Origin of the sequence: Thalassospira australica, from assembly GCF_044790785.1 — a bacterium.
In the GTDB taxonomy this organism is placed as follows: domain Bacteria; phylum Pseudomonadota; class Alphaproteobacteria; order Rhodospirillales; family Thalassospiraceae; genus Thalassospira; species Thalassospira australica_A.
In genome coordinates, this window is the sequence record NZ_CP085258.1 from 3,884,567 (window position 1) to 3,909,333 (window position 24,767).

Here is a 24,767-nt window from a genome sequence, read left to right on the forward strand (position 1 = left end):
GCGCTGAATGTTTGGACATCCGTCATTTAACAGCAGTACCGGGGGACGATCTGCCGATTTGCTGGCGACGTCGCGGCGTGTTATTGCCGCCAACATTCAACCCGACACAAGGCAAAACCGCCCGGCACCCGAACAGGATATTGCCCGCGCGGGACGTCGCATCATCGATCAGATCGATGAAAGCCTGCGGATCAATCTGCGCCTTGATGAAACGCTGGGCGATGCCACCCTTTCCAACCTTATTCCCCCGACGGCAATTGAAAAACTGACCGGCGCTGTCGGCACAACGCTTGGCGATGCGGCAACAAAAATGAACCGCGATGCCTTCATCGTCCTTGCCATGCTGGGCATCCCACCGGCCGAGGCGCGCGAAATGGCGAATGCCCTGACCGCCGGGCTCGGCGAGGATATGGCTGCTGCCACCGGTATCGACGGCAGCCCGGCCGCGATGGCGCGCGATTTTGGTCTGGCTCTGGCCAACGGTTTTGCCGAGCGCGGCAGCCGGGCGACCTTTTCGATGGTGTCGCAAAGCATCCGCCTCGACATGAAACAGATCGAAGCCCGCTTTTCCGATGCGCTTGGCAGCGGCAGCATCTCGATCAGCGAATTTCACGCCCGCATCGAACAGATTCGCATTGAAATCATCGGCGTAACCCGGCAGGACCCGTTGATCCTTGATCTGGACGGCAACGGGATCGATATCACCAGCCTTGAAGACGGCAGGATATTCGACATCAATGGCGACGGCACACAGGATCGCACCGCCTGGATAACCGGCAATGACGCGCTGCTTGCGCTTGATCGCAATCGTGATGGCATCATCAATGACGGCACCGAACTGTTCGGCGATCAGAACGGGGCAAAAGACGGCTTTGCCGAGCTTGCCAGATATGACGGCAACGGTGATGGCCGGATCGACAGCAATGATGAAATCTTTTCATCGCTTGTTATGCTGCGGACCGATGGCAGCACCACCAACCTTGCCGATGCCGGTATCACAGCGATTGATCTGACCTTCATCACCCCGCTTGATCAGAAACTGGTCGGCGGCGTTCTGGCGGCAAGTGCCGGGTTTGAGCGTGACGACGGCAGCACAGGCACCGTAGGCGAGGTCTTTTTTGACGTGCGCGCCTAGTTAAGCACAAAATGCACCTGTCGGACCGTTTTCCGCGCTACATCAGCATTTCACATTTTAGCCAGATTGCTTTGAAAAAACCGTAACATCCGAGGGGAACCCTTGTGTGTCGCGAACGGATGTGATTTATCCGTGGGGTGAGGCATGGGGAAAAATCCCCCTTAAATGAAAAGTCTGGAGAAAATATGCTGCGCAAAACCCTACTCGCTGCGTCACTTGCAACCGTTATGTTTGCAAGCCCGGTTATGGCACAGGACGCTGCACCGGCCGAAGACCAGGTTCTTGCAACCGTCAATGGCGAGGAAATCCTGGAATCCGAAGTGCGCGCGACGCAACAGGGCCTGCCCCAACAGTATCGCCAGCTCCCGTTTGAAATGCTCAAGCCGATGCTTGTCGACCGCGAAATCAATCAGCGCCTGCTGATGCTTGCCGGTCAGGATGCAGGCCTTGCTGACGATGAAGAGGTCAAACAGCAGCTCGCCGCCCTTGAGCGTCGCCTCGTTGCTGAAACCTATCTTGAGCGCGCAATCGCCGAGAAAGTCACCGACGACGCGATCAAGGCACGTTACGACGAGTTTGTTAAAACCAACGAGCCGGAGCCGCAGGTCCACGCGCGTCACATCCTTCTGGAAAACGAAGAAGACGCCAAAGCCGTGATTGCCGAACTGGATGACGGTGCCGACTTCGTCGAACTCGCCAAGGAAAAATCCACCGGCCCGTCCGCGCCGAATGGCGGTGATCTTGGCTTCTTTAACCGCGGCGAAATGGTCGCACCGTTCGCCGAGGCTGCCTTCTCGATGGAACCGGGCAGCTACAGCAAGGAACCGGTTCAGACCGAGTTCGGCTGGCATGTCATTCTGGTTGAAGAGAAAAAAGACGGCGTCCAGCCGACCCTGGAAGAAATCCGTCAGCAGATGGAAGCCGAAGTCACCCAACAGGCCGTTCAGGACCTGATTGAAGAACTTCGATCCGATGCCGAGGTTGTCAATAACACCGAAGCCCCGGCCGCAGACGACAGCGCAGAAACCCCGAAAAACTAAGCCAGACGGCTTAACCGGTTTCAAAAGCTGAGATCCTAAACGGGGTGAGCCATCCGGCCTCACCCCGTTTTTTTGTCATCCACCCGTGCCAAATGCGCTACCTTTGGATTAATGGCAGGGTTACGTTCAACGAAGGAAATTGAACAGATGGTTGCGACGTCGCTTTCTCCGCTGGCCCCGGCCGGCTTCCCCGATCTTCCGGCAATTCCCGGTGTCAAACTGCACACCGCGACCCTTGGTATCCGCTACAAGGGCCGCCCCGATGTCCTTCTGGCCGAACTCGAAGCGGGGACACAGGTTGCAGGTGTCTTCACCACCTCGACCACGGCATCGGCTGCGGTTCGCTGGGGACGCGAGGCGCTTAAAGGCGGCACCGGTCGGGCATTCTTCGTCAATGCCGGTAACTCGGTCGCCTTTACCGGCAAGGCAGGCGAAAAGTTCGTCGCCGATAAAGTCGATGCCGCCGCAAAGGCACTGGGGTGCGATAAAACCGAAATCTTTACCGCCTCCACCGGCGTGATCGGGGAGCCGACCACCGCAAACCGCATCACCGATGCCCTGCCCGATCTTCTGGCAAACCAATCCGGCTGGCCTGATGCCGCCAGGGCGATCATGACCACCGATACCTTCCCCAAGGGGGCATCGGCCACCGCCACCATCCATGGTGCCAAGGTCACCATTGCCGGTTTTGCCAAGGGCTCGGGCATGATCGAACCGAACATGGCCACCATGCTGGGCTTCCTCTTTACCGATGCCGCCGTGCCCCATGCCGTGCTGCAAGCCCTGCTAGCCGATTGCACGGACCGGTCGTTCAACGCGATCACGGTCGATAGCGACACCTCGACATCCGATACCGTCCTTCTGGCCGCAACCGGCAAGGCGGGCAATGCCGCCGTCACCGATGCCGATGATCCGGCACTGGCCGAATTCAAAACCGCCCTTGAAGATGTCATGCGCGATCTTGCCCATCAGGTGGTTCGCGACGGCGAAGGGGCATCGAAATTCATCACCGTCAATGTCACCGGCGCCATCAGCGAAAAAGAAGCCAAAATCACCGCCAAGGCGATTGCAAACTCCCCGCTGGTCAAAACCGCGATTGCCGGTGAAGACGCCAACTGGGGCCGTATCGTTATGGCAGTTGGCAAATGCGGCGTTCAGGCCGACCCGAACACGCTGACCGTTTCCATCGGTGGCATTGTTCTGGCGAAAAATGGCGAACGCGTTGCCGATTACGACGAAGCCCCGGTCGCGGCCCACATCAAGGGTCAGTATATCGATATCGATGTCGATCTCGGCCTTGGCGATGGCACGGCCACCGTCTGGACCTGCGACCTGACGCATGGCTATATCTCGATCAATGCTGATTACCGCAGTTGATTGACCGGGCTTAAACCCGGATGCATCAAAGCCGCCTTTCATTCAAAGGCGGCTTTTTCTGTCTGGCTCAAAACGATTTTCCGATCAGGCAGGGCCCGGCAAATGCCCGTTCAGGACCGCCCCGACATTGGCCCCTTCAAAATCAACACCGCTCAGATCCGTATCGCCAAACGCAACGCCCGAAATATTGGTGCGGATCATTTTGACATCGGCCATTTTCGGATTGGTGAAGATCGCATTGCGCATGTCGGCCTTGGAAAAATCCGCACCGCTAAGATCGGCATGCCAGGTCACACCGGTTTTCTGCCCCCTGCCGTCGCGCTGTTCGACCGCACCAAAACGCGCCCCTTGAAAAACCGCCTTCTGGCAGTTTGCCCCGGTCAACCGCGCCCCGTTCAGGGTCGCACTGTTCAGCTTGGCAAGTTTAAGATTGGCCCCGCGAAACGATGCCATGGCAAGGATGGTGTCGATAAACAGCACGCCGCGCAAAATGCAGTCGTCAAAACAGGCCGCCGAAAGATCCAGCCCGGAAAAATCCATCCCCGAAAGATCACGCCCGGTCGCATTCAATGGCGTCCCGGCCTGCCCGTTTGTCGACAGCCACTCACTATGCGCATTCACCAGATCCCGAATATCGTCGGGCAAGGGGGCCAATGCCTTGCTGCCAAGGCTGTTGGCAATATTGGCCTGGGACAGATCAACATCGGTCAGATCAACATTGCGCATGTTTGCGCCACTCAAATCCGTTCCCGCCAGAACCGCATTCTGAAGTTTCGCCCCCTTGAGGTTGGCGTTCTTCATCTTGGCCCCCGAAAGGTTGCAACCCGATAAATCCGCCCCGGCAAGATTGACGGCAAACATGTTGGCATCGCTAAGATCGGCATCAATCAGGCTGGAACCCGACATGTTGCTTTCAGACAAATTGGCCCCCGACAGCATCGATCCTTCCATATCGGCATTGGCAAGATCGGTTGCGCGCTTGACGCGGCGTTCGCGCCCGGAATCCATGACAATCATCACGCCTGATCGCATATCCGCCCCTTTGAGATTGGCGTTGCGCAGCTTGGCGCGTGCCATATTCGCCCCGCGCAGATCCGCCCGCACAAAGCTTGATCCCTCAAGATCGGCTTCGACAAAGTTGGTCCCGAAAAGGTCGCAGAAGTTAAAGCTGACATCCTTGATGACAGCCTGGATAAAATTCGATCCGGGCATGATGGCGTCTTCAAGGCTGATTTTGCTCATCTTGATGCGCGAAAGGTTCCCGTTGCGAAGCTGCATGCGCTTGCCACCAGGCTGTTTCAATACATATCGCTGATGCTTTTTGATCGCTTCGATCAGCTCTGTACGTGAAACCATTTGATAGGATCGATCCCCCGAAGATCTGGCCCGGTTTAAGGTTTGGATTTTTTACAGTTTTATTGTAGCCGGGATTCACCGTTAATTTTCTGACACAATATGACATCTTGGTATTTTCGCGCCACTTTCCAACAAGTTGACGCAATAAATTACAAAACAGTTTCACATATCTATACAAAGATATAAATACAGGTATCAAACCCTCGTCGCCTTCCATGGCACCTGCCCGACATCAACGGCATTGCCACCCGTTTCCCGCAAAATTGATATCCGGGCGCCTCCTTGTCCCCGCTACATTCCCCCGCACAGCCGAAACCTGCGCTGAATTTCCCGGCACAACCTGATTTAAATAACCTCGATACCTTTGATCTGCTGCGTGAAATCACCAAATCCATAGGTAGTGCTCACTCGATGGATCACAATCTATGAAAAGCATCCTGTTCGTTGACGATGACGAAAACATCCTGAACGGCCTGCGCCGACGGCTGCGCGGCCTGCGTCCCGACTGGGAAATGGTATTTGCCGCCAACGCAACCAAGGCGCTGGAACTGGCCCAAACCACGCAGATCGATGTCATCGTATCGGATATGCGCATGCCCGGAATGGATGGGGCTACGCTGCTAGGCACATTGCAAAAGACCCATCCGCATGCCACACGCATCATTCTCTCCGGCTTTGCCGAGGAAGAGGCTGTTTTGCGAACTGTCGGACCGGCGCATCAGTATCTTGCCAAACCCTGCGAAGATTCCCTTCTGATCGAAACCATCGAAAACGCCCTGGACCTGCGCAGCCTGCTGACCCGTCCGGAATTGCGTTCGCTGGTTGCCAGCATCAATACGCTAAGCTCTCCGCCCGATACGTATCTTCGTCTGGTCAAGGCGCTTGAAGACCCGAAAATCTCGCAGGAACAGATCACCCGGATCGTCTCGTCAGATATCGCCCTGACCGCCGAAATCCTGAAACTGACCAATTCGGCCTATTTCGCAATCGCCCAGAAAATAAGCTCCGTTTCCCATGCCGTGCGTATGATCGGCACCGAAACGCTCAAGGCACTGGCACTTTTCGTCGGCATCTTCCATGGGTTTGACGGCCCCAAAAGCGAGGCGGCAAAACTGTTGCGGTTGTGCCACCGCAGCCAGCAGATCGGCGTGACCGCCGCCCTGATTGCCGAATACGAAAAGCTGCCGCGTGCCATCTGCCATGCCGTCCCGTCAACCGGCATGCTCAGCCACGTCGGCAGCCTGATCCTTTATGCCAATCGCAACCGGGAAATGACCCAAGTGATTGAACGGGTTGAAAGCGAACATATCCCGATCGAACAGGCCGAAGCTGAACAGTTCGGGGCCGGTCACCCGGAAATCGGCGCCTATCTTCTGGGATTATGGGGGTTCCCCGCCCCCGTGGTTCAGGCTGTTGCCTATCATCACCGCCCGATGGATACACCCCACCGCGAAATGAATGTCCTGACCGCAATTTATGTTGCCCAGGACCTGACACGACAGGTTGCCGCCGAGGAAACCGGCAAGAAAGTCGAAAGTCATATCGACATGGATTATCTGGCAAGTATCGGCAAGGCCGATCAGCTTGACGAATGGCGCATGATCGCGCGTGTTGTCGCCGACAAATACAAAACCCTGACCCAGTAAAGACCGTGGCCATGGAAAAAAGCAAAGTCCTTTTCGTTGATGACGACAGAAACCTGCTGCACGCCCTGCAACGCAAGATGCGCCGCAAATACGACTTTGAAATCGCCATCGGCGGGCAGGAAGCCTTGCGTATCCTGATGGAAAACGGCCCCTTTGCCGTCTGCATCGCCGATATGCGGATGCCCGGCATGGATGGTGTAAAACTTCTAAGCGAAATCGCCCGCGTCAGTCCCGATACGGTTCGCATGATGCTGACCGGCAATGCCGATCAGCACACCGCCGTCGAGGCCATCAATCGCGGCCATATTTTCCGGTTTTTCAGCAAACCCTGCGATGACGACGTACTTGAACAGGGGATCAATGATGCCATCCGTCAACATCACCTGATCACGGCGGAACGCGATCTGCTTGAACAGACACTGGCCGGCAGCGTCAAGGTTCTGACCGATGTCCTGGCCCAGCTTAATCCGCTGATATTCGGGCGTTCCATGCGGGTAAAATCATGGTGTGACATGATTGCGCGCGATATCGGCTATCCCCACCCGTGGGAACTTGGTCTGGCCGCCCTTCTATCCCCGATTGGCATGGTATCCCTGCCACCCGATACGCTGGCGCGTCTGGCGATGGGCAAGGTGCTGCAACCGCTTGAACGCGACTTGCTCAAACGCACCCCCGAAGTCGGAAAACAGCTGATTGCCAATATCCCGCGCCTGAACCATATCGGCGAAATTGTTTACCTCCAGTTCCGCAACTTCGACGGAACGGGCTTCCCCGTCGGTGATAGTCCCAAAGGTACGGATATCCCGCTTGGCGCACGCGTATTGCGCATTCTCAATGACCTTGCCGAACTCAGCACCAGCGACATGCCACTCGCCCGGAATTTCGATGAATTGCAGGATCACCCGCATCGATATGATCCCAATCTGCTCGGTCAGATATCCGACCTTCTCGCCATTGTCGACGACTCCTACGATATCGCCACCCACCCCCAGGGCCGCGAACAGGATGTCTATCTCAAATCACTGCGCGTACATGATTTTCTTATGACCGATATAGAAACCGTTGATGGCCATGTCCTGCTGACCCATGGCAACCATATTTCCGAAGTGCAGTTACAGCGCCTTCGGGTATTTCAGCAAATACACAAATTTCGTGAACCGATCCGCATTCGTCGTGGCGGTTCGCGACCGTCATAGAATGTCTGGGTAACGGAAACGCCGGTATGACCGACAAGCAGTATATGGATGAAAATCTCAAGGTCATTCACCCTGCCATTAACGCGGCGGGAACCGACGACCTGCTTGATGCCATCAATCAGCTTGATGTCGGTGACGAGGCCCTTCGGCAAATTCACGCGCTGTTGAATGAACAGAAGAAGCGCGAAACAGAATCCAATCAACGGCTTAAGACCATCCTCAACAGCGTGGTCGAAGGTATTCTGGTCGTCGATGGCGCAGGGAAGATTTGCGATTGCAATGAATCTGCCCTGACGCTGCTGCGCGGTTCGATGTCCACGATGCTGGGCCTGTCGGTTAACGCGCTGTTTGTCGATCGCAAGTCGACAGTCCGTCACAAACTGCTGAACCGCTGCATCAATATCAGCAGCGGCACACTGCGCTATGACTATACCGAAACCATGGGCCAGCGCCTTGATGGCGACACCTTTCCGATGGAAATCACCGTAAGCCCCGCCAATTTTACCGGCGAAATGAGCTATCTGTATATCTTCCGCGATATCACGCGCCGCAAACAGGCCGAAGAATCCCATCAAAAGCTCGAAGGCGAACTGCGCGAGGCATTGAAACTCGAAGCCATCGGCCATCTTGCTGGCGGGATCGCGCATGAAATCAACACGCCCAGCCAGTATATCCGCGACAACCTGAAATTCCTCAATGACGGCTACGGGGCATTATCCCGCATTCTGGGGCTGGCGCTGCAAACGCTTTGGCAAAATCGTGCGCAGTTGCCTGAAAACACCTTCAACAATTTTGCCCGCAAAATGCGCGATGCCGATCTGGAATTCCTGCTTGATGAAATACCGCACGCGACACAGCAATCGCTTGATGGCATCAATCAGGTTGCGCGCATCGTCCTGTCGATGAAGGAATTTTCCCATCCGGGCGGGACGGAAAAAACCGCGACCGATATCAATCGCGTCCTGTCCAATGTGGTCGTGATTTCACGCAACGAATGGAAACATTATGCGCAACTGGTCGAAGAATACGAACCGGAACTGCCGCATATCCCGTGCCATATCAACGAAATCAATCAGGTTTTCCTCAACCTGATCGTCAATGCCGCACAGGCGATTGATGCTGCCGGACGCAGCCCGGAAGAAGGCGAAATACGCGTTAAAACCACCTTCCTTGATGACAGTGCCCTGATCAGCATTTCAGATAACGGCACCGGCATCGCCAGGGAAAACCGGTCAAAGGTTTTCAACCCGTTCTTCACCACCAAGGAAGTCGGCAAGGGCACCGGTCAGGGGTTGGCAATCACCCATGACATCGTGCAGATCAAGCATGGCGGGCGCATCTGGTTTGAAACCGGAACGGGCAAGGGCACAACCTTCCATGTCCTGCTCCCGGCCGAGGATCGGACTGGTAAAAAAACATAATCTATGCAAAACCGCTGGCAAGGATGATCCCCGTCGGCATCGCCGCAACGTCTTTGGATATCTTGGATTTATCCGAACTGTTTCATAAGTTAGGGTCAGGCTTCTGAAAACCTCATCGGCGAAAACCCAATCTGGAGACCAATATGGCGTCGCGTCCGACCGTTCATGACGTTGCCCGCGAGGCCGGAGTCAGTCTTGCTACCGTCGACAGGGTCTTGAATGCACGAAGCGGCGTGCGCCCTGCCACCGCGCGCAAGGTCGAAGAAGCCATGGCAAAGCTGCGATATGAACGCGATATCGCCGCCGCCAATCTGTCAAAAAAACGCTTCTACCGGTTCTGCTTTATCCTGCCCAAGGGTCCCAACACCTTCATGCGCGGCCTGGAACAGGAAGTCGACAGGATTGCCGAACACGGGCCGCTTGATCGCATAGAAATCGAAACCATCATGGTCCCCGCCTTTGATGGCGTTGCCCTGGCCAAGGTACTTGACGCCATCGAACATCAGGCATTCGACGGTGTCGCCGTTGTCGCCACCGAATCGCAGGCCGTGCATCAGGCCATCGAGGGATTGCGGGAACGCAATATCCATGTCGTCACCCTGGTCAGTGACCACCCCACATCCCGGCGCGAACATTTCATCGGGATCGACAACGAAGTTGCCGGGCGCACCGCCGCCGGTCTTTTGGGGCGTTTCTGCCACGCGCCATCGGGCAAAATTGCCGTCATCGCCGGCTCGATGCTGCTGCGCGACCATATGGAACGGCGCAACGGTTTTGAACGGATCATCCGCAACGAATATCCGCATTTCTCGATCCTGCCCGCCATCGAAGGTCTTGATAATTCCGACCGCGTAGAACTTTTGCTGCGCGAAATGCTTGAACAAAATCCCGATATTGTTGCGCTCTACAGTTTGGGGGCGGGCAATCGCGGCGTTCTTCGCGCCTTGGAAAAAACCGGCAAGGCCGGGAAAATCCCGGTGGTCGTTCACGAACTGACCGAACATACCCGAAACGCTTTGCAAAACGGCATCTTTGACGCCGTCATCAATCAGGACGCTGGCCACGAAGCCAGAAGTGCGGTCCGCATCCTCAAAGCCCTTGTTGACGGTCGCCCCTTCCTGAATGCGCAGGAACGTATCCGCATCGATATTTTCATGCGCGACAACCTCCCCTAGAACAAAATCTCAATCAGGCACTTTCAAATCCCTCCCTTTTGAGGTACGTTAATCAAAGACGTACGTACATCAGAAAAACAACTGATTATCGTAACTTCCTAAAATACATCAACAAAAGGTTGCAAAAGCAGCCTTCCGGGAGGAACCAATGAAACATACACTTGGCGCTGTCGGTATCGCCGTGTGCAGTCTTTGCACCGTCGCCGCACAGGCGGACACCACCATCAATATCCTGCGCGTTGAAACCGGCGATCCGGCCCAGAAGGCATATCTGTCGACGATCGGCAAGGATTACGAAGCCAGCCATCCCGGCGTGAAAGTCAATTTCGAATATCTCGCCAATGAGGCCTATAAAAGCAAACTGCCAACCCTGCTGCAATCCGATGCCGCACCCGACATTTTTTATAGCTGGGGCGGTCAAACGCTGGCCGATCAGGCAAAGGCCGGCTTCCTCAAAGACATATCCGGCCTGCTAAACAGCGAGTTCCTTGATACCGTTCCGCAATCTGCGGTCAACGCCTATTCGGTAGATGGCAAGATTTATGGTCTGCCGATCTACGCGACCGAGGTTATCTTCTGGGTCAATACCGACCTGACCGCCAAGGCTGGTGTTGATCACACCCAGATCAAAACCTGGGATGATTTCCTCAAAGCGGTTCAGAAAATCAAGGATGCCGGCATCACGCCCATCGTTGCCGGGGGCAAGGATAAATGGCCGCTGCATTTCTATTGGGCCTATCTTGCGCTGCGCCATGGCGGGGCGGATGCGATTAACGAAGCCATGCAGGATGATGGCGAGAATTTCGAGTCAGAGCCCTTCGTCCAGGCCGGGCGTACTTTCCAGGAACTGGTCAAGCTCGAACCCTTCCAGTCAGGCATGATGGGCACAAGCTACGAACAGGCCAGCGGCATGTTCGGCGACGGTGCCGCGGCCTTCCATCTGATGGGCGACTGGGATTACCTGCCGTCGCGTGCGCGTTCCCAAAGCGGCAAGGGCCTGTCTGATGAACAGCTCGCCATCATGCCCTTCCCGATGATCGACGGCGACGAAGCCGGTGCCGATGCAACCTTTGGCGGCATCAATGGCTGGGCCGTTTCCCATAATGCACCTGACGAAGCTGCTGATTTCCTGCAACACATGATCAGCGCCAAATATCAGCGCGAAGCCGCAAAAGCCGGGATTTTCATCCCGATCGTCGATGGCAGCGACGACGCGCTCGACAACCCCTTCTTCAAGCAGGTCGCCCGCGATCTGTCGGGAACTTCCTATCACCAGATCTTTCTTGACCAGTATCTCGGTGCGTCCGTTGGCGCCACGGTCAACGATATCTCGGCCGATCTGGCACAGGAAGTCATCACCCCCGAAGAAGCCGCCGCGCAAATTCAGGAAGCCTGGGACTTTCAATAAGCCCTGACCTGCTTGCGGGGATGTTTGGCCCAACCCGGTTTCGGGTTGGGCAACGCCCCTGCCTTCTCCAATGATACATGCTTCGGAGGCGGCCCATGCCGACCATCCCCCACGCCCCGCCGCACCTTTCGCTGGCCCAGCGCACAAGAAACGTCCTGACCAATGGCAAATTCGCTGCCCTTGTGTTGCTGCTGCCGCCTGCCCTGATCCTGTTCAGCCTGTTTGTCATCCTTCCCCTGCTTCAGTCGGGCTATTTCGCGTTTTTTAACTGGAACGGATATGGTGAACCGACCGACTATGTCGGGCTGAAGAATTTCGAACAGATGATGGGACATTCCGTGTTCCATTCGGCGATCTGGAACACGATCAAGATCGTTCTGGTATCGCTTCTGGTCCAGATGCCACTCGCCCTGTTCCTCGCCCTTCTGATCTATAAGAAAACACCGACCAACGCCCTGTTCCGGCTGATCTTCTTTGTGCCCTACATTCTGGCCGAAGTCGCCGCCGGCCTGATCTGGAGCTTCGTTTTCGACGGCCATTACGGCGTCACCGCATCGGTCGGGGGCGCTTTCGGGCTTGAACCCTTCTTCATTCTGGCGGATCGCGACTGGGCCTTTGTCGCGGTGATGACCGTGATCGTCTGGAAATATTTCGGCTTCCACATGATGATCTATATCGCCGCCCTGCAAGGCGTACCCCGCGATCTGATCGAAGCCGCCCGCATCGAAGGCGCAAAACCGTTTGATATCGTGCGCTATGTGCAAATCCCGCTGATCAAGCCCGCGATTATCGTCAGCGCCTTTTTCGCCATTATCGGCGCCCTTCAGGTCTTTGACGTGATCATCCCGCTGACCAATGGCGGCCCGTCCAACACCAGCCACACCATTGTGACCTATCTTTACACGTTCGGCCTGACCCGTCTGCGTATCGGTTTTGGCAGTGCCATCGGGGTTGTCCTGTTCATCACGGCAGTTGCCGTTGCCATTTTCTATCAACGTGCCGCCATGTCGCCGGGGAAAAAGCCATGACAAGCAAAACCTTCCTGCGCAATCTTCTGCGGGTGACCATACTGTGCATCATCGCAAGCTTCGTCATCGCGCCCTTGCTTGCCACCGCCCTTGGTGGCTTTAAAACCAATGCCGAAATCCGCACTAGCGCCTTTGGCCTGCCCGAAAACTGGAACTTCGAATTCTATAACGCCATCGCGTCGGACCCGGCTTTCTGGCGCTATCTGGGCAATTCGCTGCTGATTTCGGTTTCCGCCGTTTTCCTGACCCTTCTGGTCGGGGCGGCGGCGGCCTATGTGTTTGCGCAAATCCGCTTTTTCGGGTCGCGGATGCTGTTTTCCTATCTGTTGCTGGGCCTGATGTTCCCGTTTGCAACCGCCATCCTGCCACTGTTCATTCAGGTGCGTGATATCGGCCTTCTGGATTCCTACTGGTCGGTCATTCTGCCGCAAACCGCCTTCGGTCTATCACTGGCGATTTTGCTGTTCCGCACCTTCTTCGAACAGCTCCCGCGTGAATTGTTCGAAGCCGCCTATGTCGATGGCTGCGGCTATATCCGGTTTTTCTGGCGGTTCACCCTGCCACTTTCCACACCGATCCTCGCCACGGTTGGCGTCTTCGTCTTCGTCCAGAGCTGGAACAACTTCCTGCTGCCTCTGGTCATGCTCAATTCGCGCGAAGCCTTCACATGGCCGCTTGGCATGATGCAGTTCCGCGGTGAATTCGTCACCGAATGGAACCGCACACTGGCCTTCGTCACCCTGACGATCATGCCCGCCATCGTGTTCTTCCTCGCTGCCCAGAAATATATCGTCGCCGGCCTGACCGGTGGTGCTGTCAAAGGTTGATGTCATGTCTGCTGAAATGATCCAGAACCCCATCCTTCCCGGTTTCAACCCGGACCCGTCAATCTGCCGCGTTGGCGATGATTATTACATCGCAACCTCGACCTTCGAATGGTTCCCGGGTGTGCAAATTCACCATTCCCGCGATCTGGTGAACTGGAAACTGATCTCACGTCCGTTAAACCGCAAATCGCAACTCGACATGCGCGGCAACCCGGATTCCGGTGGCATCTGGGCACCCTGCCTGACCTATGCCGATGGTCTGTTCTGGCTGATTTATACCGACGTCAAACGCAAGGACGGCGCTTTCAAGGATACGCCAAACTATCTTGTGACCGCCCCCGCCATTGATGGCCCGTGGTCTGACCCGGTCTATCTCAACGCATCGGGCTTTGACCCGTCGCTGTTCCATGATGATGACGGCCGCAAATGGCTAATCAATATGATCTGGGATCATAATCAGGTGGTCGGTGAACGCTTTGTCGGTATCGCCCTTCAGGAATATTCCACCACCGAACAAAAACTTGTCGGCCCCATCCGCAACATCTATCGCGGTACCGATCACCTGTTTACCGAAGGCCCGCATCTTTATCGTCGTGATGGCTATTACTATCTGCTCGTGGCCGAAGGCGGCACTGGCTATAACCATGCCGTCACCATCGCCCGGTCACGCGAACTGACCGGCCCGTATGAAACCGATCCGGCCAAACATATCCTGACCGCCAAGGACAATCCCGAAAACCCGCTGCAACGTGCGGGTCATGCCGATATTGTCGAAACGCAGAACGGCGAATTTTATATGGTGCATCTGTGCAGCCGTCCGCTGCCCGGCACCAAAAGATCACCACTGGGTCGTGAAACCGCGATACAGAAACTGATCTGGGAAAAAGGTGAATGGCCCCGTCTGGCCAATGGCACCAACCAGCCTGACCTGATCGTCCCGGCCCCCGATCTTGAACCCCATCCGTTCGAAGCCGAACCGTCACGGATTGATTTCACGCCGGGCGACCTGCCTGCCATGTTCCAATGGCTGCGTACCCCGGAACCCGAACGTCTGTTCTCGCTGGCCGAACGACCGGGGCATCTGCGCCTGTTCGGGCGTCAGGCACCGGGTTCGGCATTTGAACATTCCCTTGTTGCCCGTCGCCAGACCGACATCAATTACAGTGCTGAAACCGTTGTTGAATTTACCCCGCTGGACTTCCAGCAGATGGCGGGCCTGATGGCGTGGTACAACCGGTTCCAGTACCATTACCTTGCTGTCACTGCCGACGAAGACGGCAACCGAAAGCTCAACATCTATAGCTGCCCGGGTGATTTCCCCTATGCCCGGCTGACCTACCCGCTGCCGGCTTCTATCGACCTTCCCAAGGACGGTGTCATCCGCCTTGGCGTCGATGTGAACGGGCCGGAATTGCGGTTCCGCTATGCCCATCCCGGCGGCGACTGGACCATGATTGATGCGGTCCTGGATCACACGGCCCTGTCTGACGAAGCCGGAAGCGGCGAAGGCACAAACTTCACCGGTGCTTTCATCGGCATGGCCGCCCATGACAACAGCGGTCGCGGCATTCACGCCGATTTTGCTCATTTCATCTATAAAGCCAACGGGGAACGCAACAATGGCTGACGTTCATCTCAGACATATCAATAAATGCTTCGGCGCTATCGAAGTCATTCCTGATATCGAACTCGAAATCCCGCATGGCTCCTTTACCGTTCTGGTCGGGCCATCGGGCTGCGGCAAATCGACCCTGCTTCGCATGATCGCCGGTCTGGAAAAACCGACATCCGGGACGATTGAAATCGGCGGCACCGACGTCACCGGTTTCGAACCATCCGCACGCGGTATTTCGATGGTGTTCCAATCCTATGCGCTTTATCCGCATATGACGGTGGCACAAAATATCGATTTTGGCCTGCGTCTGATGAAAATGCCCGCGACTGAGCGCGAAGAACGCGTCAGGGATGCCGCCAAACGCCTGCATCTTGAACAATTGCTGGATCGCAAACCGTCCGAACTTTCCGGCGGGCAACGTCAACGTGTTGCCATCGGGCGTTCGATCGTGCGCAATCCCAAGGTTTTCCTGTTTGACGAACCGCTTTCAAACCTTGATGCCGCCTTGCGGACCCAGATGCGCGTTGAACTGGCCGAACTGCACCAATCCATCGGTGCCACCATGATTTATGTCACCCACGATCAGGTCGAAGCCATGACGCTCGCCGATCAGATCGTGGTCATGAATGGCGGCCGCATCGAACAGGTTGGCCCGCCGATGGAACTTTACGACAATCCGCAAACCGAATTTGTCGCCGCCTTCATCGGGTCCCCCAAAATGAATTTGCTACCCGGTCAGGCCATTGGCCGAGATGACATCAAATCGGTTGGCATCCGCCCCGAACATCTCGAAACCCATATGGAAAATGGCAAATGGGCTGCCAGGGTCGGGGTGATTGAAAACCTTGGCAGCGACACGGTCGTGTATATGGAAACCGATGATTTCGGGCCCGTTACCGTGCGCCTGCCCGGTCATCACCCCTTGCGCACCGGGGATCGTGTTTTCCTGACCCCGGATGAAAAACACCTGCATCTGTTTGGCAAGGATGGCCGCAAAATCCACGCCAAAGACGCACTTTCTGCGCCCGCCACCTGAACGGAAAAACTCGTTATGACAACATCATCACTTGGCGTTGGTATCATCGGATGCGGTGTAATCAGCGAAATATACCTTAAACGTGCCCAAACCTTCCCGCAGATCGACGTCAAGGCCGTCGCCGATCTGAACCCGGACGCCGCACGCATCCGCGCCGAGGCATTCGACGTCAAAGCCCTGACCGTCGATGCCCTTCTGGCCCGCGATGACATTGATATCGTCCTGAACCTGACGATCCCGACCGCCCACATGGATGTCAGCATGGCGGCGGTAAATGCCGGCAAACATGTCTATTCCGAAAAACCGCTAACCGGGAATGTCGCCGATGCCCGTGCCCTGCTCTCGCTCGCGGCCCAAAAAGCTGTGCGGGTCGGCTGCGCGCCCGATACCTTCCTTGGCGGCAGTCACCAGACCGCACGCGCCCTGATCGATCAGGGCAAAATCGGCACTCCCCTTGCCGGGACGGCTACCTTGATGCTGCCCGGTCACGAACGCTGGCATCCCAACCCGGATTTCTACTATGTCCGCGATGGCGGCGGTCCGTTGCTTGATATGGGGCCTTATTACATCACAGCCATGATCAACATGCTGGGACCGGTATCGCGTGTTTCAGGCATGGGGCGAAGCAGCCGCACCACCCGCGTCATCGAATCCGGCCCCCGCAAGGGACAGGAAATCCCTGTCACCACGCCAACCCATATTGCCGGTGTCATGGAATTTACCAGCGGCGCGCTGGTTCAGATCACCACCAGTTTTGATGTCGAGGCACACCGCCACACCCCGCTTGAAGTCTATGGCAGCGACGGCTCCCTGCTTGTGCCCGATCCCAACCGCTTTGATGGCACCGTCGCACTCTATCGCCGCGGCGAGGACTGGCAGGACATGCCAATGACGCATGGATATGGCGACGACAATTATCGCGGGATCGGCATCGCCGATATGGCCGATGCCATTCTCAATAATCGTCCGCACCGTGCCAGTGGCAAACTCGCCCTGCATGTCCTCGACGTGATGGAAAGCCTCCTGACCGCCACCCTCGAACAACGTACCATCGCCATCCAAAGCCACTGTGACCGACCCGACGGGCTCGCACCAAACCTGTCCGTCGGCCAAATTCACGCATAAAGGATAAAACCATGCCCCAGAAATCAGCCCTCATCTTCTACGGCGGATGGGAAGGACACGAACCCGAAGCCTGCGCCAAAGTTATCGACACCATGCTGCGCAACGAAAACTTCAAAACCGAACGGGTCGAAGGCACAGACTGCCTTACACGCGAAAACCTTAATCAGTTTGATCTGATTGTGCCTCTCTGCACCCAGACGACGGTTGAAAAGGATGCGCTCGACAATCTGGTTGCCGCCATTGCTGCCGGAACCGGGCTTGGCGGTTTTCATGGTGGTATGGGTGATACGTTCCGTATGGAACCTGCCTATCAATTCATGGTCGGCGGGCAATGGGTCGCCCATCCGGGCAATATCATTGATTACCGCGTCAACATTACCAAACCCGATGATCCCGTTGTCGCCGGCATCGGCGATTTCGATTACCATTCCGAACAATATTACATGCATATCGACCCGGCGATTGATGTGCTGGCCGAAACCACATTCACCGGCGAACATGCCCCATGGATCGCCGGGGTGAAAATGCCGGTTGTATGGAAACACCGCTATGGCAAGGCGCGTGTCTTCTACTCGGCCCTTGGTCACGTTGCCGACGAATTCAAGGTTCCCCAGATGTACGAAATTGTCCGTCGCGGCCTGATTTGGGCGGCACGCTAAGACCCGACACCGCGCATTGACAAAGACCACACCCGAAAATCAACGGGTGTGGTCTTTGCATTTGAGGACACTGTCAAAAAAAAATCGCCAGCCTATCGCGGCGCAAACAGGATGATCCCCGCCCCGACCAGACAGACCGCAACCCCGGTCATGTCCCATCTATCGGGCATTTTACCCTCAATCAGCCATAACCAGCCCAGCGACGCCGCGATATAAACCCCGCCATAGGCCGCATAGGCCCGCCCGGCAAAATCGCTTTCAACTCTGGTCAACGCCCAGGCAAACACAATCAGCGATAAAATGCCCGGCACGATCCAGAATGCGGATTTGCCAAGCCGAAGCCATGCCCAGAATGCAAAGCATCCGGCGATTTCGGCAATTGCTGCACCGGCATAGGCCGCAATGCTGTGCATCTTTCCCCCAAATCAGAATGCCGGGCGCAGATCCCCGGCATATTTGCCCGCCCAGTTGGTCAGAACCGGCGTCAGGTAATTTTTAAGTGTTTCGGCACGGGCATCATCAATCACCCCATGCTGGCGCAATATCGCCCCCATCGCAACCTCGGCCCCGCGCTGCGTGCCATCATCGATCTTAAGCGCGACACCAAGACCCTGTTTGGGGAATGCTGCGCAATAAACACCTTCGGCACCCACCTTGACCAGCGCATCCTCACCGCAGACTTCCATGATCCCGGTGCAAAAACGCCCGGTGCCTGCCACCATGAACGGGGCGGCCGCACATCCCTTGCGAATGCGTTTGATCGCCTCAATACGTTTCGGTTCCAACCCGCCTGGATCGGCCATCCGCGCCATCGCAAGGCCAAGGTCACGCAACCGCATCCCGATCACCGGAATGCCGCATCCGTCAATGCCGCGTGGCGTGGACGAAAGATCGCAATCGCCCATTTCTTCCAGCACCCGGATCAGGCGCTGCTGAACCGGATGGGCTTCCTCGATATAACCCGCCGGATCATCGCCCAGATGCTGCGCGGTCGTCAGGAACCCGCAATGCTTGCCCGAACAATTGTTATGCGCCTTTGAAAGCTTCACATGATCAGACGCCTGCTTGATCGCCGCATTCAGGCTCAGCGAATAATGCGGCGCACAGGCCAGCGTATCGACCGACAATCCGATTTTCTCAAGCCATGCGGCAACCGTTTGCGCATGTTCTTCCTCGCCATTATGCGACGAACAGGCCAGTGCAATGTGCTTGTCCTCAAGCCCGAACGCATCCGCCGCCCCGCTTTCGACCAGCGGGATCGCCAGCAACGGCTTGATCGCGGATCGCGGATACATCAGCGCGTCAATATCCCCGCCCTCGGCAACCACCGTACCATCGGCCTTCATCACGACATACCGCCCGCGATGGAAACTTTCGACCATCCCGCCACGCGTGGCTTCGACAAGGATCGGATTGGCAGCATTGGCAGACATCTTGGGGCTCTCCATCACCGGATGCATTCAGAACAGGATCAAACCTATGCCCGAAGTCGCCCCAAAAAAGCAAGCATCACCCGTAATGCAGTGCAGCGCGATCACAACCCACAAAGCGTGACGTCAACTTTGGGCTTCCTTCCTTTCGAATACGATCAACGAAACAAGGACCCCAAAGATGAAACGGACTTATCTCTCGATTGTCGGTCTGATGCTGCTTTTTATCGCGACCGGCCCCGCTCTTGCCGATTGGCAGGATCAGCAAGACGCAATCCATCAATTGTGGGATGCCCGGGCACCGGTTGGACACACCCAGAATTTCCCCGCCAATCAATGTGATAACTGGGCTGCATTACCGCAAAACGTGCAGGCCGTCTCGACCCAGACCGGATCAGGACTGGTCGTCCCCTCAGTCAGCGCCGCAAATAACGCCCTGACCGATGGCCTGCGGCAGATGGCTCAATCTCTGCACGCGTACAACACCGCTCTCACCAATGTGGGAACTTTCTATCCCGCCGAAGTCGATGGCCCGTTTTTAATGGATGCAGCCTATTGGCAGGGGGCCGGTCGCTCGCCGCATGGCAATGCTCTTGACCATCTGCCTCAAATCAATCTGGCAGGGCTGGACAACAACACTTGCCCTGCGGGTTTGGCAAACATGAACCGGCAACAGGTCATGGATGCGCTGAACCAAACCAACAACATCTCCAACAGTCAGCGCTGGCATTGCTATTCAAACCGGTTTTCGACCGTCGGGCAGGATCATATCCCCCTCACTGGCTATGTTGAATTCACCCAGCAGGAATATAACGGATACAACTATGCGGCGGCAGATGGCCGGATTGTCTACGACTATGTAAACAACCTCGTCTATTTCACCCCGGCCCATTACCGCCAATGGAAAAAGGCCGATTTTGCACAGGACATGACCGGCAATTACGGCTGCACGCCGGGTGGCACCTGCTGCGATCCGTTCTTCAAGATTGTGCCGTGATTTTACACACCCGGTCCCGAGGAGCTTCTCGGTAACGGCAGAACGGCTTCACGCTGTCGGCCAGGTTGAAAGTGCCTGGTCGATAACGCGTTCCAGCCTTTCACGGCTGAAACCTGCCTTGGCCTGTACGGCCATGCCATGCAGGATCGTCAGAACGAACGACGCAAGCACACCAGGATCGGCTGTTTCAGGCAGGTCACCCTCGTCCTTTGCCCTCTCGAACCGTTGGCGAAGCTGTTCTTCGCCGACTGCACGGGCCTCAATCAATGCCTGTCGCACCGGTTCCGCATCATCTGATCCGGCAAGAACCCCGTGGATGCCAAGACAGCCGGTATGATCGGGGTAACGTGTGTTCAGATCCGCCGCCTGATACAGAATATGCGCTGCAACTTGGCGGGCCGTCGGCAGGCCAAGCGCGACCGGAATATAATCAAGATAATGCGCGTAATAACGGTCCAGCGCCTTGCGAAACAGGGCTTCCTTGTTCCCGAACGCGGAATAAAGGGCGGGTCGCTCGACACCGGTGGCTTCTGTCAGATCGGCATAGGATGCCCCTTCGTAGCCCTTGCGCCAGAAAACACAAAGTGCCGCGTCGAGTGCCTTTTCCACATCAAATTCGCGATGACGTCCCATCAGTCCAATCCTGTTTTTCGTAATGATCGTTATTAAACCACTTGACAGTGCATGTCCAGTTTTCATAATGATCGTTACAGTAATGAACGTTATGAAAAGTGTCGCTGCCGTTTTGGCCAGCCCGCACCGGATCACATACAGAAAGGATTAATCATGACTGAAACTCTTGGCGGCAAAGTCGCCCTTGTCACGGGCGGGTCGCGCGGCCTTGGTGCCGTCACGGCCGAAAAGCTGGCCGATCTTGGCGCAAACGTCGCCATCAGCTACGCGTCTTCTGCTGACAAGGCCCATGCCGTCGTCGAAAGGCTCGAATCCAGGGGTGTTCGTGCGATTGCGATCAAAAGCGATCAGTCGGATCTGGCTTCTGCCAAACCATTGATCGATGCCGTGATTGCCGAATTCGGCAGGCTCGACATCCTTGTGAATAATGCCGGCATCGCCATTCAGGGGCAGTTGGTGGATGATCCCGAACTTGATGGCGACAAATACAATCGCCAATGGCAGGTCAATGTCATGGGGACAATCGCCAATACCCGTGCGGCCGCTCCCAAACTTTCGGACGGTGGCCGGATCATCTTTATCGGCTCACTCCTTGGCAGCTACGTGCCCTTCGCCGGTGCGGCCGACTATGCCGGGACCAAAGCCGCCCTTGTCGGCTATGCCAAGGGTGTTGCCCGGGATCTTGGCGGTCGTAACATCACGGTCAATGTCATTCAGCCCGGCGTGATGCCAACAGACATGGCGACCGAAGTCCTTGGCGACAGCGTCCCTGACGCGCTTCTTGACATGCACCCGATCCGCCGGATCGCGACACTCGACGAAGTCGCCGAAACCATCGCCTTCTTTGCCGGGCCGCATGCCGGTTACATTACCGGCGAAACCGTCAATGTCGCGGGTGGCATCGGAACCTGATGATCAATCTGATGCGGGCGGGCGGTCAAATGCCAATCCTTCGGCAGCCGGTATCCAACGCCTGCCCGCATCGCTTTCGAAAGCAAATCCAAAGTTAAACCTCCCATGACACCAATCGGCATCACAGGTGCTGGCGAAGTTGGCAGCCATATCGTGCCTGCAACCCTCAAACCGTCGCCAGTATCGGGATCGCCGTCTGGTTCTTGTATTCCTTGAGCACAAGGCTTGACTGCACATCACGCACATTGGGCATCGATAAAAGCTTGTGCGTGACGAAATCCCCGAAACTTTCAATATCGCGCGCCAGGGCCACCAGAAGGAAATCCTGCCGCCCGGTCATTGCCCAGCAGGACATGATCTGCGGCAGGTCGTTCATCGCCTTGGCAAAATCCTCTGCCCCTTCTTCGGTGTGGCGTTGCAGGCGGACCTGAATGGTTGCCAGCACGCCAAGCCCGGCCTTCTTGCGATCCAGCAACGCCACCGTCTGACGGATGATGCCCGACGACTCAAGCTGCTTGACCCGGCGCAGACAGGGCGAAGGCGACATACCGACCTTTTCGGCGAGCTGCACATTGCTGATCGATGCGTCGCGCTGAAGGATTTGCAGGATCTTGATATCGGTCGGGCTCAACTGCATCTCGGTCATTTTTCGCCCTCAAACTGGTTTATACGGTCACATCTGATCAACCATAACGCATTTTGATCCCTATATCGCGCGAAAATGACATTTGAATTGATGTAAAATGGTCCGTGCAGAAAATCTCATCAGGGAGCAAACGAGGACCGTCATGGACCAGAACAAAAATCTGCGCGGCGATTACAGCCACATCAATGATGACTACACCGTGGCCCAGGACTGGGCATCCTATTCCGGGGCCGAACATGACCTTTGGCGCAAACTTTACGCCCGTCAGAAGGCGATCCTGCCGGGCTATGCCGCCCCCGATTACATCCGCAATCTTGAAAAACTTGATGCTGCCGATGGCATTCCGCATTTCGGCCGGGTCAGTGAAAAGCTCCATGCTGCCACTGGCTGGCACCTTGTCGCTGTGCCGGGACTTGTGCCTGACGATGTGTTTTTCGATCATCTCGCCAACCGGCGTTTTCCGGTGACCGTCTGGCTGCGCAAGCCCGAGGAAATCGATTATCTCGTCGAACCCGACATCTTCCATGACTTCTTTGGTCATGTGCCGATGCTCTATGATCCGGTCTTTGCCGACTATCTGGCGGCTTATGGTGCCAAGGGCCCCGAAGCCATTGCCAAAGGCGGGCTCAAGAAACTCGCACGCATGTACTGGTACATGGTCGAGTTCGGCCTGATCATGACCGACCATGGATTGCGTGCCTATGGGGCGGGCATGCTGTCATCGCAATCTGAGACCATCTATTCCGTATCTGATCCAGCCCCCAACCGGGTGGCGTTTGACCTCGAACGGGTGATGGCAACCGACTATGCGATTGACGATTTCCAGAAAACCTATTTCGTGCTGACCGACTACCAACAGCTTTTCGACGCGATGGATGCCGATTTTGCGGCCATCTATGACCGCCTCGCCCATCGCCCGGCGATTGATCCGTCGGTCACACTTGCCAGTGATCGGCTTTATCATATTCACGGGGACGAGGATCACACCATCGCCATGCCATCGGGTGATCCGGCGCAACTTCGCCACGCCTGAAAAGGCATTTAACTATTATGATATGAGGAATATGAAAAATCGGGTCCAACGGCATTTTTTGCCAAAAGACCCGATTTTTTGATTTTTCACTGAAAATGAAAAATATGGACGATTATTAAAAATAACTCAGCAATGGCTCATGGATTTATCAAGCGCCCGGTTAAGCTGCTCGACCACCACCATCGGGCTTGCGTCCTTACTGATAAAGTCAGCCGCGCCAAGGGCATCGGCCTGCGCGCGCGTATCGGCATCATAATGGGCCGAGAAAAACAGAACCGGCACCTCGACCGCGTTCGGGAAGCGGCGGCGAATCTCGCAAAAGGCTTCAAACCCGCTCATGCCGGGCATTTCAAGATCCAGAATAATCGCGCGCGGATAAAGACCGTCCAGCTGGTCGATCAGATCGTCGGCACAGTCAAACCCTGCCACGTCATAGCCGGCACGGCGCAACACGGTTTCAAGGGCCGCTTTGGCGCTGGGGCTGTCGTCGGCAAACACCACCAGACCGTCATTCATTGGTCGGGGCGGCACGGCGCTGAGCGCATTCATGGATGGCAATACTCCGAGATTTGGGACAGCCCCAATCTGGCAGATGAAAATGTCAAATTGGTTAAACCCCGCATTTTTTCCCCGAAACCATCACAATCCGGCCAAAGTATAATGGCAGCGGCACGCCAGGAATATCCGTTCATCGACCCCATCCTTGGCAGAAAATCACCATTTTTCAGAAGGATAACGTTACGGAATGCTGATAGATGGCCGCAAGATTGACCTAAATAGGTATTTCCATGCCTATTTACGTAATTATGGGCGGGTGCTATAAACACCGCCATGTCGCAGATGCGATATGCAAACATTCTTTCGGGAATTCGGTACGGTCCGGCGCAAGCCCGCGATCAAGGCCGAAGCTGCCCTCGCAACTGTAAATGCGCCGTTTTGGCGGTGCATAAGCCAGATACCGAAAGATGGCTCTGTTTCTGCCGGACCGGGCGGGGTGTACCGGGCGGAGGGAATCCGTTGTAAAATAGAATCGACCAGATCCGAAAAGATCGGACCGCGACCGGGAGAGAGC

23 protein-coding genes, 1 pseudogene and 1 riboswitch are annotated in these 24,767 nt (G+C 56.1%); of the genes and pseudogenes, 18 read left to right on the forward strand and 6 right to left on the reverse strand.

The genetic code is table 11. The annotated features are described in order from the left end of the window. The first annotated feature begins 7 nt into the window (after positions 1-7). The 3 genes from LG297_RS18165 to argJ all read left to right on the forward strand — a co-directional run bounded on the left by LG297_RS18165 (position 8) and on the right by argJ (position 3,552). Complete coding sequence (locus LG297_RS18165; protein ID WP_404422761.1) at positions 8-1,135, forward strand: hypothetical protein; 1,128 nt, start codon at positions 8-10, stop codon at positions 1,133-1,135. Positions 1,136-1,320: 185 nt separating this feature from the next. Next, positions 1,321-2,175: a peptidylprolyl isomerase gene (locus LG297_RS18170; protein WP_404422763.1), complete on the forward strand. Its 855-nt coding sequence runs from the start codon at positions 1,321-1,323 to the stop codon at positions 2,173-2,175. 147 nt (positions 2,176-2,322) lie between these two features. Then, positions 2,323-3,552, forward strand: a complete 1,230-nt coding sequence (gene argJ / locus LG297_RS18175) for a bifunctional glutamate N-acetyltransferase/amino-acid acetyltransferase ArgJ (RefSeq protein WP_404422765.1) — start codon at positions 2,323-2,325, stop codon at positions 3,550-3,552. An 84-nt stretch (positions 3,553-3,636) separates the two neighbouring features. Here the strand turns inward: argJ and LG297_RS18180 are convergent, their stop codons facing one another. Next, positions 3,637-4,908, reverse strand: coding sequence for a pentapeptide repeat-containing protein (locus LG297_RS18180; RefSeq protein ID WP_404422767.1), 1,272 nt, complete (start codon positions 4,906-4,908; stop codon positions 3,637-3,639). A 425-nt stretch (positions 4,909-5,333) separates the two neighbouring features. Between LG297_RS18180 and LG297_RS18185 the strand changes: the two genes are divergently transcribed. From LG297_RS18185 to LG297_RS18240, 12 genes and pseudogenes are all read left to right on the forward strand, one after another. After that, the gene (locus tag LG297_RS18185; RefSeq protein ID WP_404422769.1) at positions 5,334-6,554 is read left to right on the forward strand and encodes an HDOD domain-containing protein; all 1,221 of its coding nucleotides are present in this window, start codon (positions 5,334-5,336) and stop codon (positions 6,552-6,554) included. A gap of 11 nt (positions 6,555-6,565) precedes the next feature. Next, positions 6,566-7,750 (forward strand): HD domain-containing phosphohydrolase, encoded by a 1,185-nt coding sequence (locus tag LG297_RS18190; RefSeq protein WP_404422771.1) that lies wholly within the window; start codon positions 6,566-6,568, stop codon positions 7,748-7,750. Between the two features lie 26 nt (positions 7,751-7,776). Further along, the gene (locus tag LG297_RS18195) at positions 7,777-9,171 is read left to right on the forward strand and encodes a nitrogen regulation protein NR(II) (protein ID WP_404422773.1); all 1,395 of its coding nucleotides are present in this window, start codon (positions 7,777-7,779) and stop codon (positions 9,169-9,171) included. Positions 9,172-9,314: 143 nt separating this feature from the next. After that, the gene (locus LG297_RS18200; protein WP_404422775.1) at positions 9,315-10,346 is read left to right on the forward strand and encodes a LacI family DNA-binding transcriptional regulator; all 1,032 of its coding nucleotides are present in this window, start codon (positions 9,315-9,317) and stop codon (positions 10,344-10,346) included. A 148-nt stretch (positions 10,347-10,494) separates the two neighbouring features. Continuing rightward, positions 10,495-11,754 carry an ABC transporter substrate-binding protein gene (locus LG297_RS18205; RefSeq protein WP_404422777.1) on the forward strand — a complete coding sequence of 420 codons (1,260 nt, stop codon included), beginning with the start codon at positions 10,495-10,497 and terminating at the stop codon, positions 11,752-11,754. Between the two features lie 95 nt (positions 11,755-11,849). Continuing rightward, entirely contained in the window at positions 11,850-12,782 is a 933-nt protein-coding gene (locus tag LG297_RS18210) for a carbohydrate ABC transporter permease (RefSeq protein WP_062961325.1), read from the forward strand. Beyond that, on the forward strand, positions 12,779-13,609 hold the full coding sequence (locus tag LG297_RS18215; protein ID WP_404422780.1) for a carbohydrate ABC transporter permease: 831 nt from the start codon (positions 12,779-12,781) through the stop codon (positions 13,607-13,609). Before LG297_RS18210 ends, LG297_RS18215 begins: the two co-directional genes overlap by 4 nt. A 4-nt stretch (positions 13,610-13,613) precedes the next feature. Then, positions 13,614-15,236 carry a glycoside hydrolase family 43 protein gene (locus LG297_RS18220; RefSeq protein WP_404422782.1) on the forward strand — a complete coding sequence of 541 codons (1,623 nt, stop codon included), beginning with the start codon at positions 13,614-13,616 and terminating at the stop codon, positions 15,234-15,236. A 76-nt stretch (positions 15,237-15,312) separates the two neighbouring features. Beyond that, positions 15,313-15,651: pseudogene (locus LG297_RS18225) on the forward strand (ABC transporter ATP-binding protein); the annotation flags it as partial. A 291-nt stretch (positions 15,652-15,942) separates the two neighbouring features. Beyond that, the gene (locus LG297_RS18230; RefSeq protein ID WP_404426968.1) at positions 15,943-16,260 is read left to right on the forward strand and encodes a TOBE domain-containing protein; all 318 of its coding nucleotides are present in this window, start codon (positions 15,943-15,945) and stop codon (positions 16,258-16,260) included. Positions 16,261-16,275: 15 nt separating this feature from the next. Beyond that, positions 16,276-17,385, forward strand: a complete 1,110-nt coding sequence (locus tag LG297_RS18235; protein ID WP_404422784.1) for a Gfo/Idh/MocA family protein — start codon at positions 16,276-16,278, stop codon at positions 17,383-17,385. A gap of 11 nt (positions 17,386-17,396) precedes the next feature. Continuing rightward, on the forward strand, positions 17,397-18,044 hold the full coding sequence (locus LG297_RS18240; RefSeq protein ID WP_404422786.1) for a ThuA domain-containing protein: 648 nt from the start codon (positions 17,397-17,399) through the stop codon (positions 18,042-18,044). Between the two features lie 92 nt (positions 18,045-18,136). Here LG297_RS18240 and LG297_RS18245 read toward each other — a convergent pair whose 3' ends face one another. Together LG297_RS18245 and LG297_RS18250 are read right to left on the reverse strand one after the other, a co-directional pair. Then, positions 18,137-18,457 carry a YnfA family protein gene (locus LG297_RS18245; RefSeq protein WP_007091694.1) on the reverse strand — a complete coding sequence of 107 codons (321 nt, stop codon included), beginning with the start codon at positions 18,455-18,457 and terminating at the stop codon, positions 18,137-18,139. A 12-nt stretch (positions 18,458-18,469) separates the two neighbouring features. Next, positions 18,470-19,477 carry an asparaginase gene (locus LG297_RS18250; RefSeq protein ID WP_404422788.1) on the reverse strand — a complete coding sequence of 336 codons (1,008 nt, stop codon included), beginning with the start codon at positions 19,475-19,477 and terminating at the stop codon, positions 18,470-18,472. 178 nt (positions 19,478-19,655) lie between these two features. On the opposite strand from LG297_RS18250, the gene LG297_RS18255 reads away from it, so the two are divergent. Continuing rightward, on the forward strand, positions 19,656-20,471 hold the full coding sequence (locus LG297_RS18255; protein ID WP_404422790.1) for a hypothetical protein: 816 nt from the start codon (positions 19,656-19,658) through the stop codon (positions 20,469-20,471). A gap of 48 nt (positions 20,472-20,519) precedes the next feature. Here the strand turns inward: LG297_RS18255 and LG297_RS18260 are convergent, their stop codons facing one another. Continuing rightward, a complete protein-coding gene (locus LG297_RS18260) occupies positions 20,520-21,104 on the reverse strand; it encodes a TetR/AcrR family transcriptional regulator (protein ID WP_404422792.1) in 585 nt (194 codons plus the stop codon). 153 nt (positions 21,105-21,257) lie between these two features. On the opposite strand from LG297_RS18260, the gene LG297_RS18265 reads away from it, so the two are divergent. Continuing rightward, the gene (locus LG297_RS18265) at positions 21,258-22,016 is read left to right on the forward strand and encodes an SDR family NAD(P)-dependent oxidoreductase (protein ID WP_404422794.1); all 759 of its coding nucleotides are present in this window, start codon (positions 21,258-21,260) and stop codon (positions 22,014-22,016) included. A gap of 166 nt (positions 22,017-22,182) precedes the next feature. Here the strand turns inward: LG297_RS18265 and LG297_RS18270 are convergent, their stop codons facing one another. Next, positions 22,183-22,662, reverse strand: a complete 480-nt coding sequence (locus LG297_RS18270; RefSeq protein ID WP_404422796.1) for an Lrp/AsnC family transcriptional regulator — start codon at positions 22,660-22,662, stop codon at positions 22,183-22,185. Positions 22,663-22,804: 142 nt separating this feature from the next. On the opposite strand from LG297_RS18270, the gene phhA reads away from it, so the two are divergent. Then, complete coding sequence (gene phhA, locus LG297_RS18275; protein WP_404422798.1) at positions 22,805-23,695, forward strand: phenylalanine 4-monooxygenase; 891 nt, start codon at positions 22,805-22,807, stop codon at positions 23,693-23,695. 126 nt (positions 23,696-23,821) lie between these two features. Here the strand turns inward: phhA and LG297_RS18280 are convergent, their stop codons facing one another. After that, positions 23,822-24,244: a response regulator gene (locus LG297_RS18280; RefSeq protein ID WP_404422800.1), complete on the reverse strand. Its 423-nt coding sequence runs from the start codon at positions 24,242-24,244 to the stop codon at positions 23,822-23,824. A 313-nt stretch (positions 24,245-24,557) separates the two neighbouring features. Beyond that, a riboswitch (cobalamin riboswitch) is annotated at positions 24,558-24,656 on the forward strand. Positions 24,657-24,767: the final 111 nt, after the last annotated feature.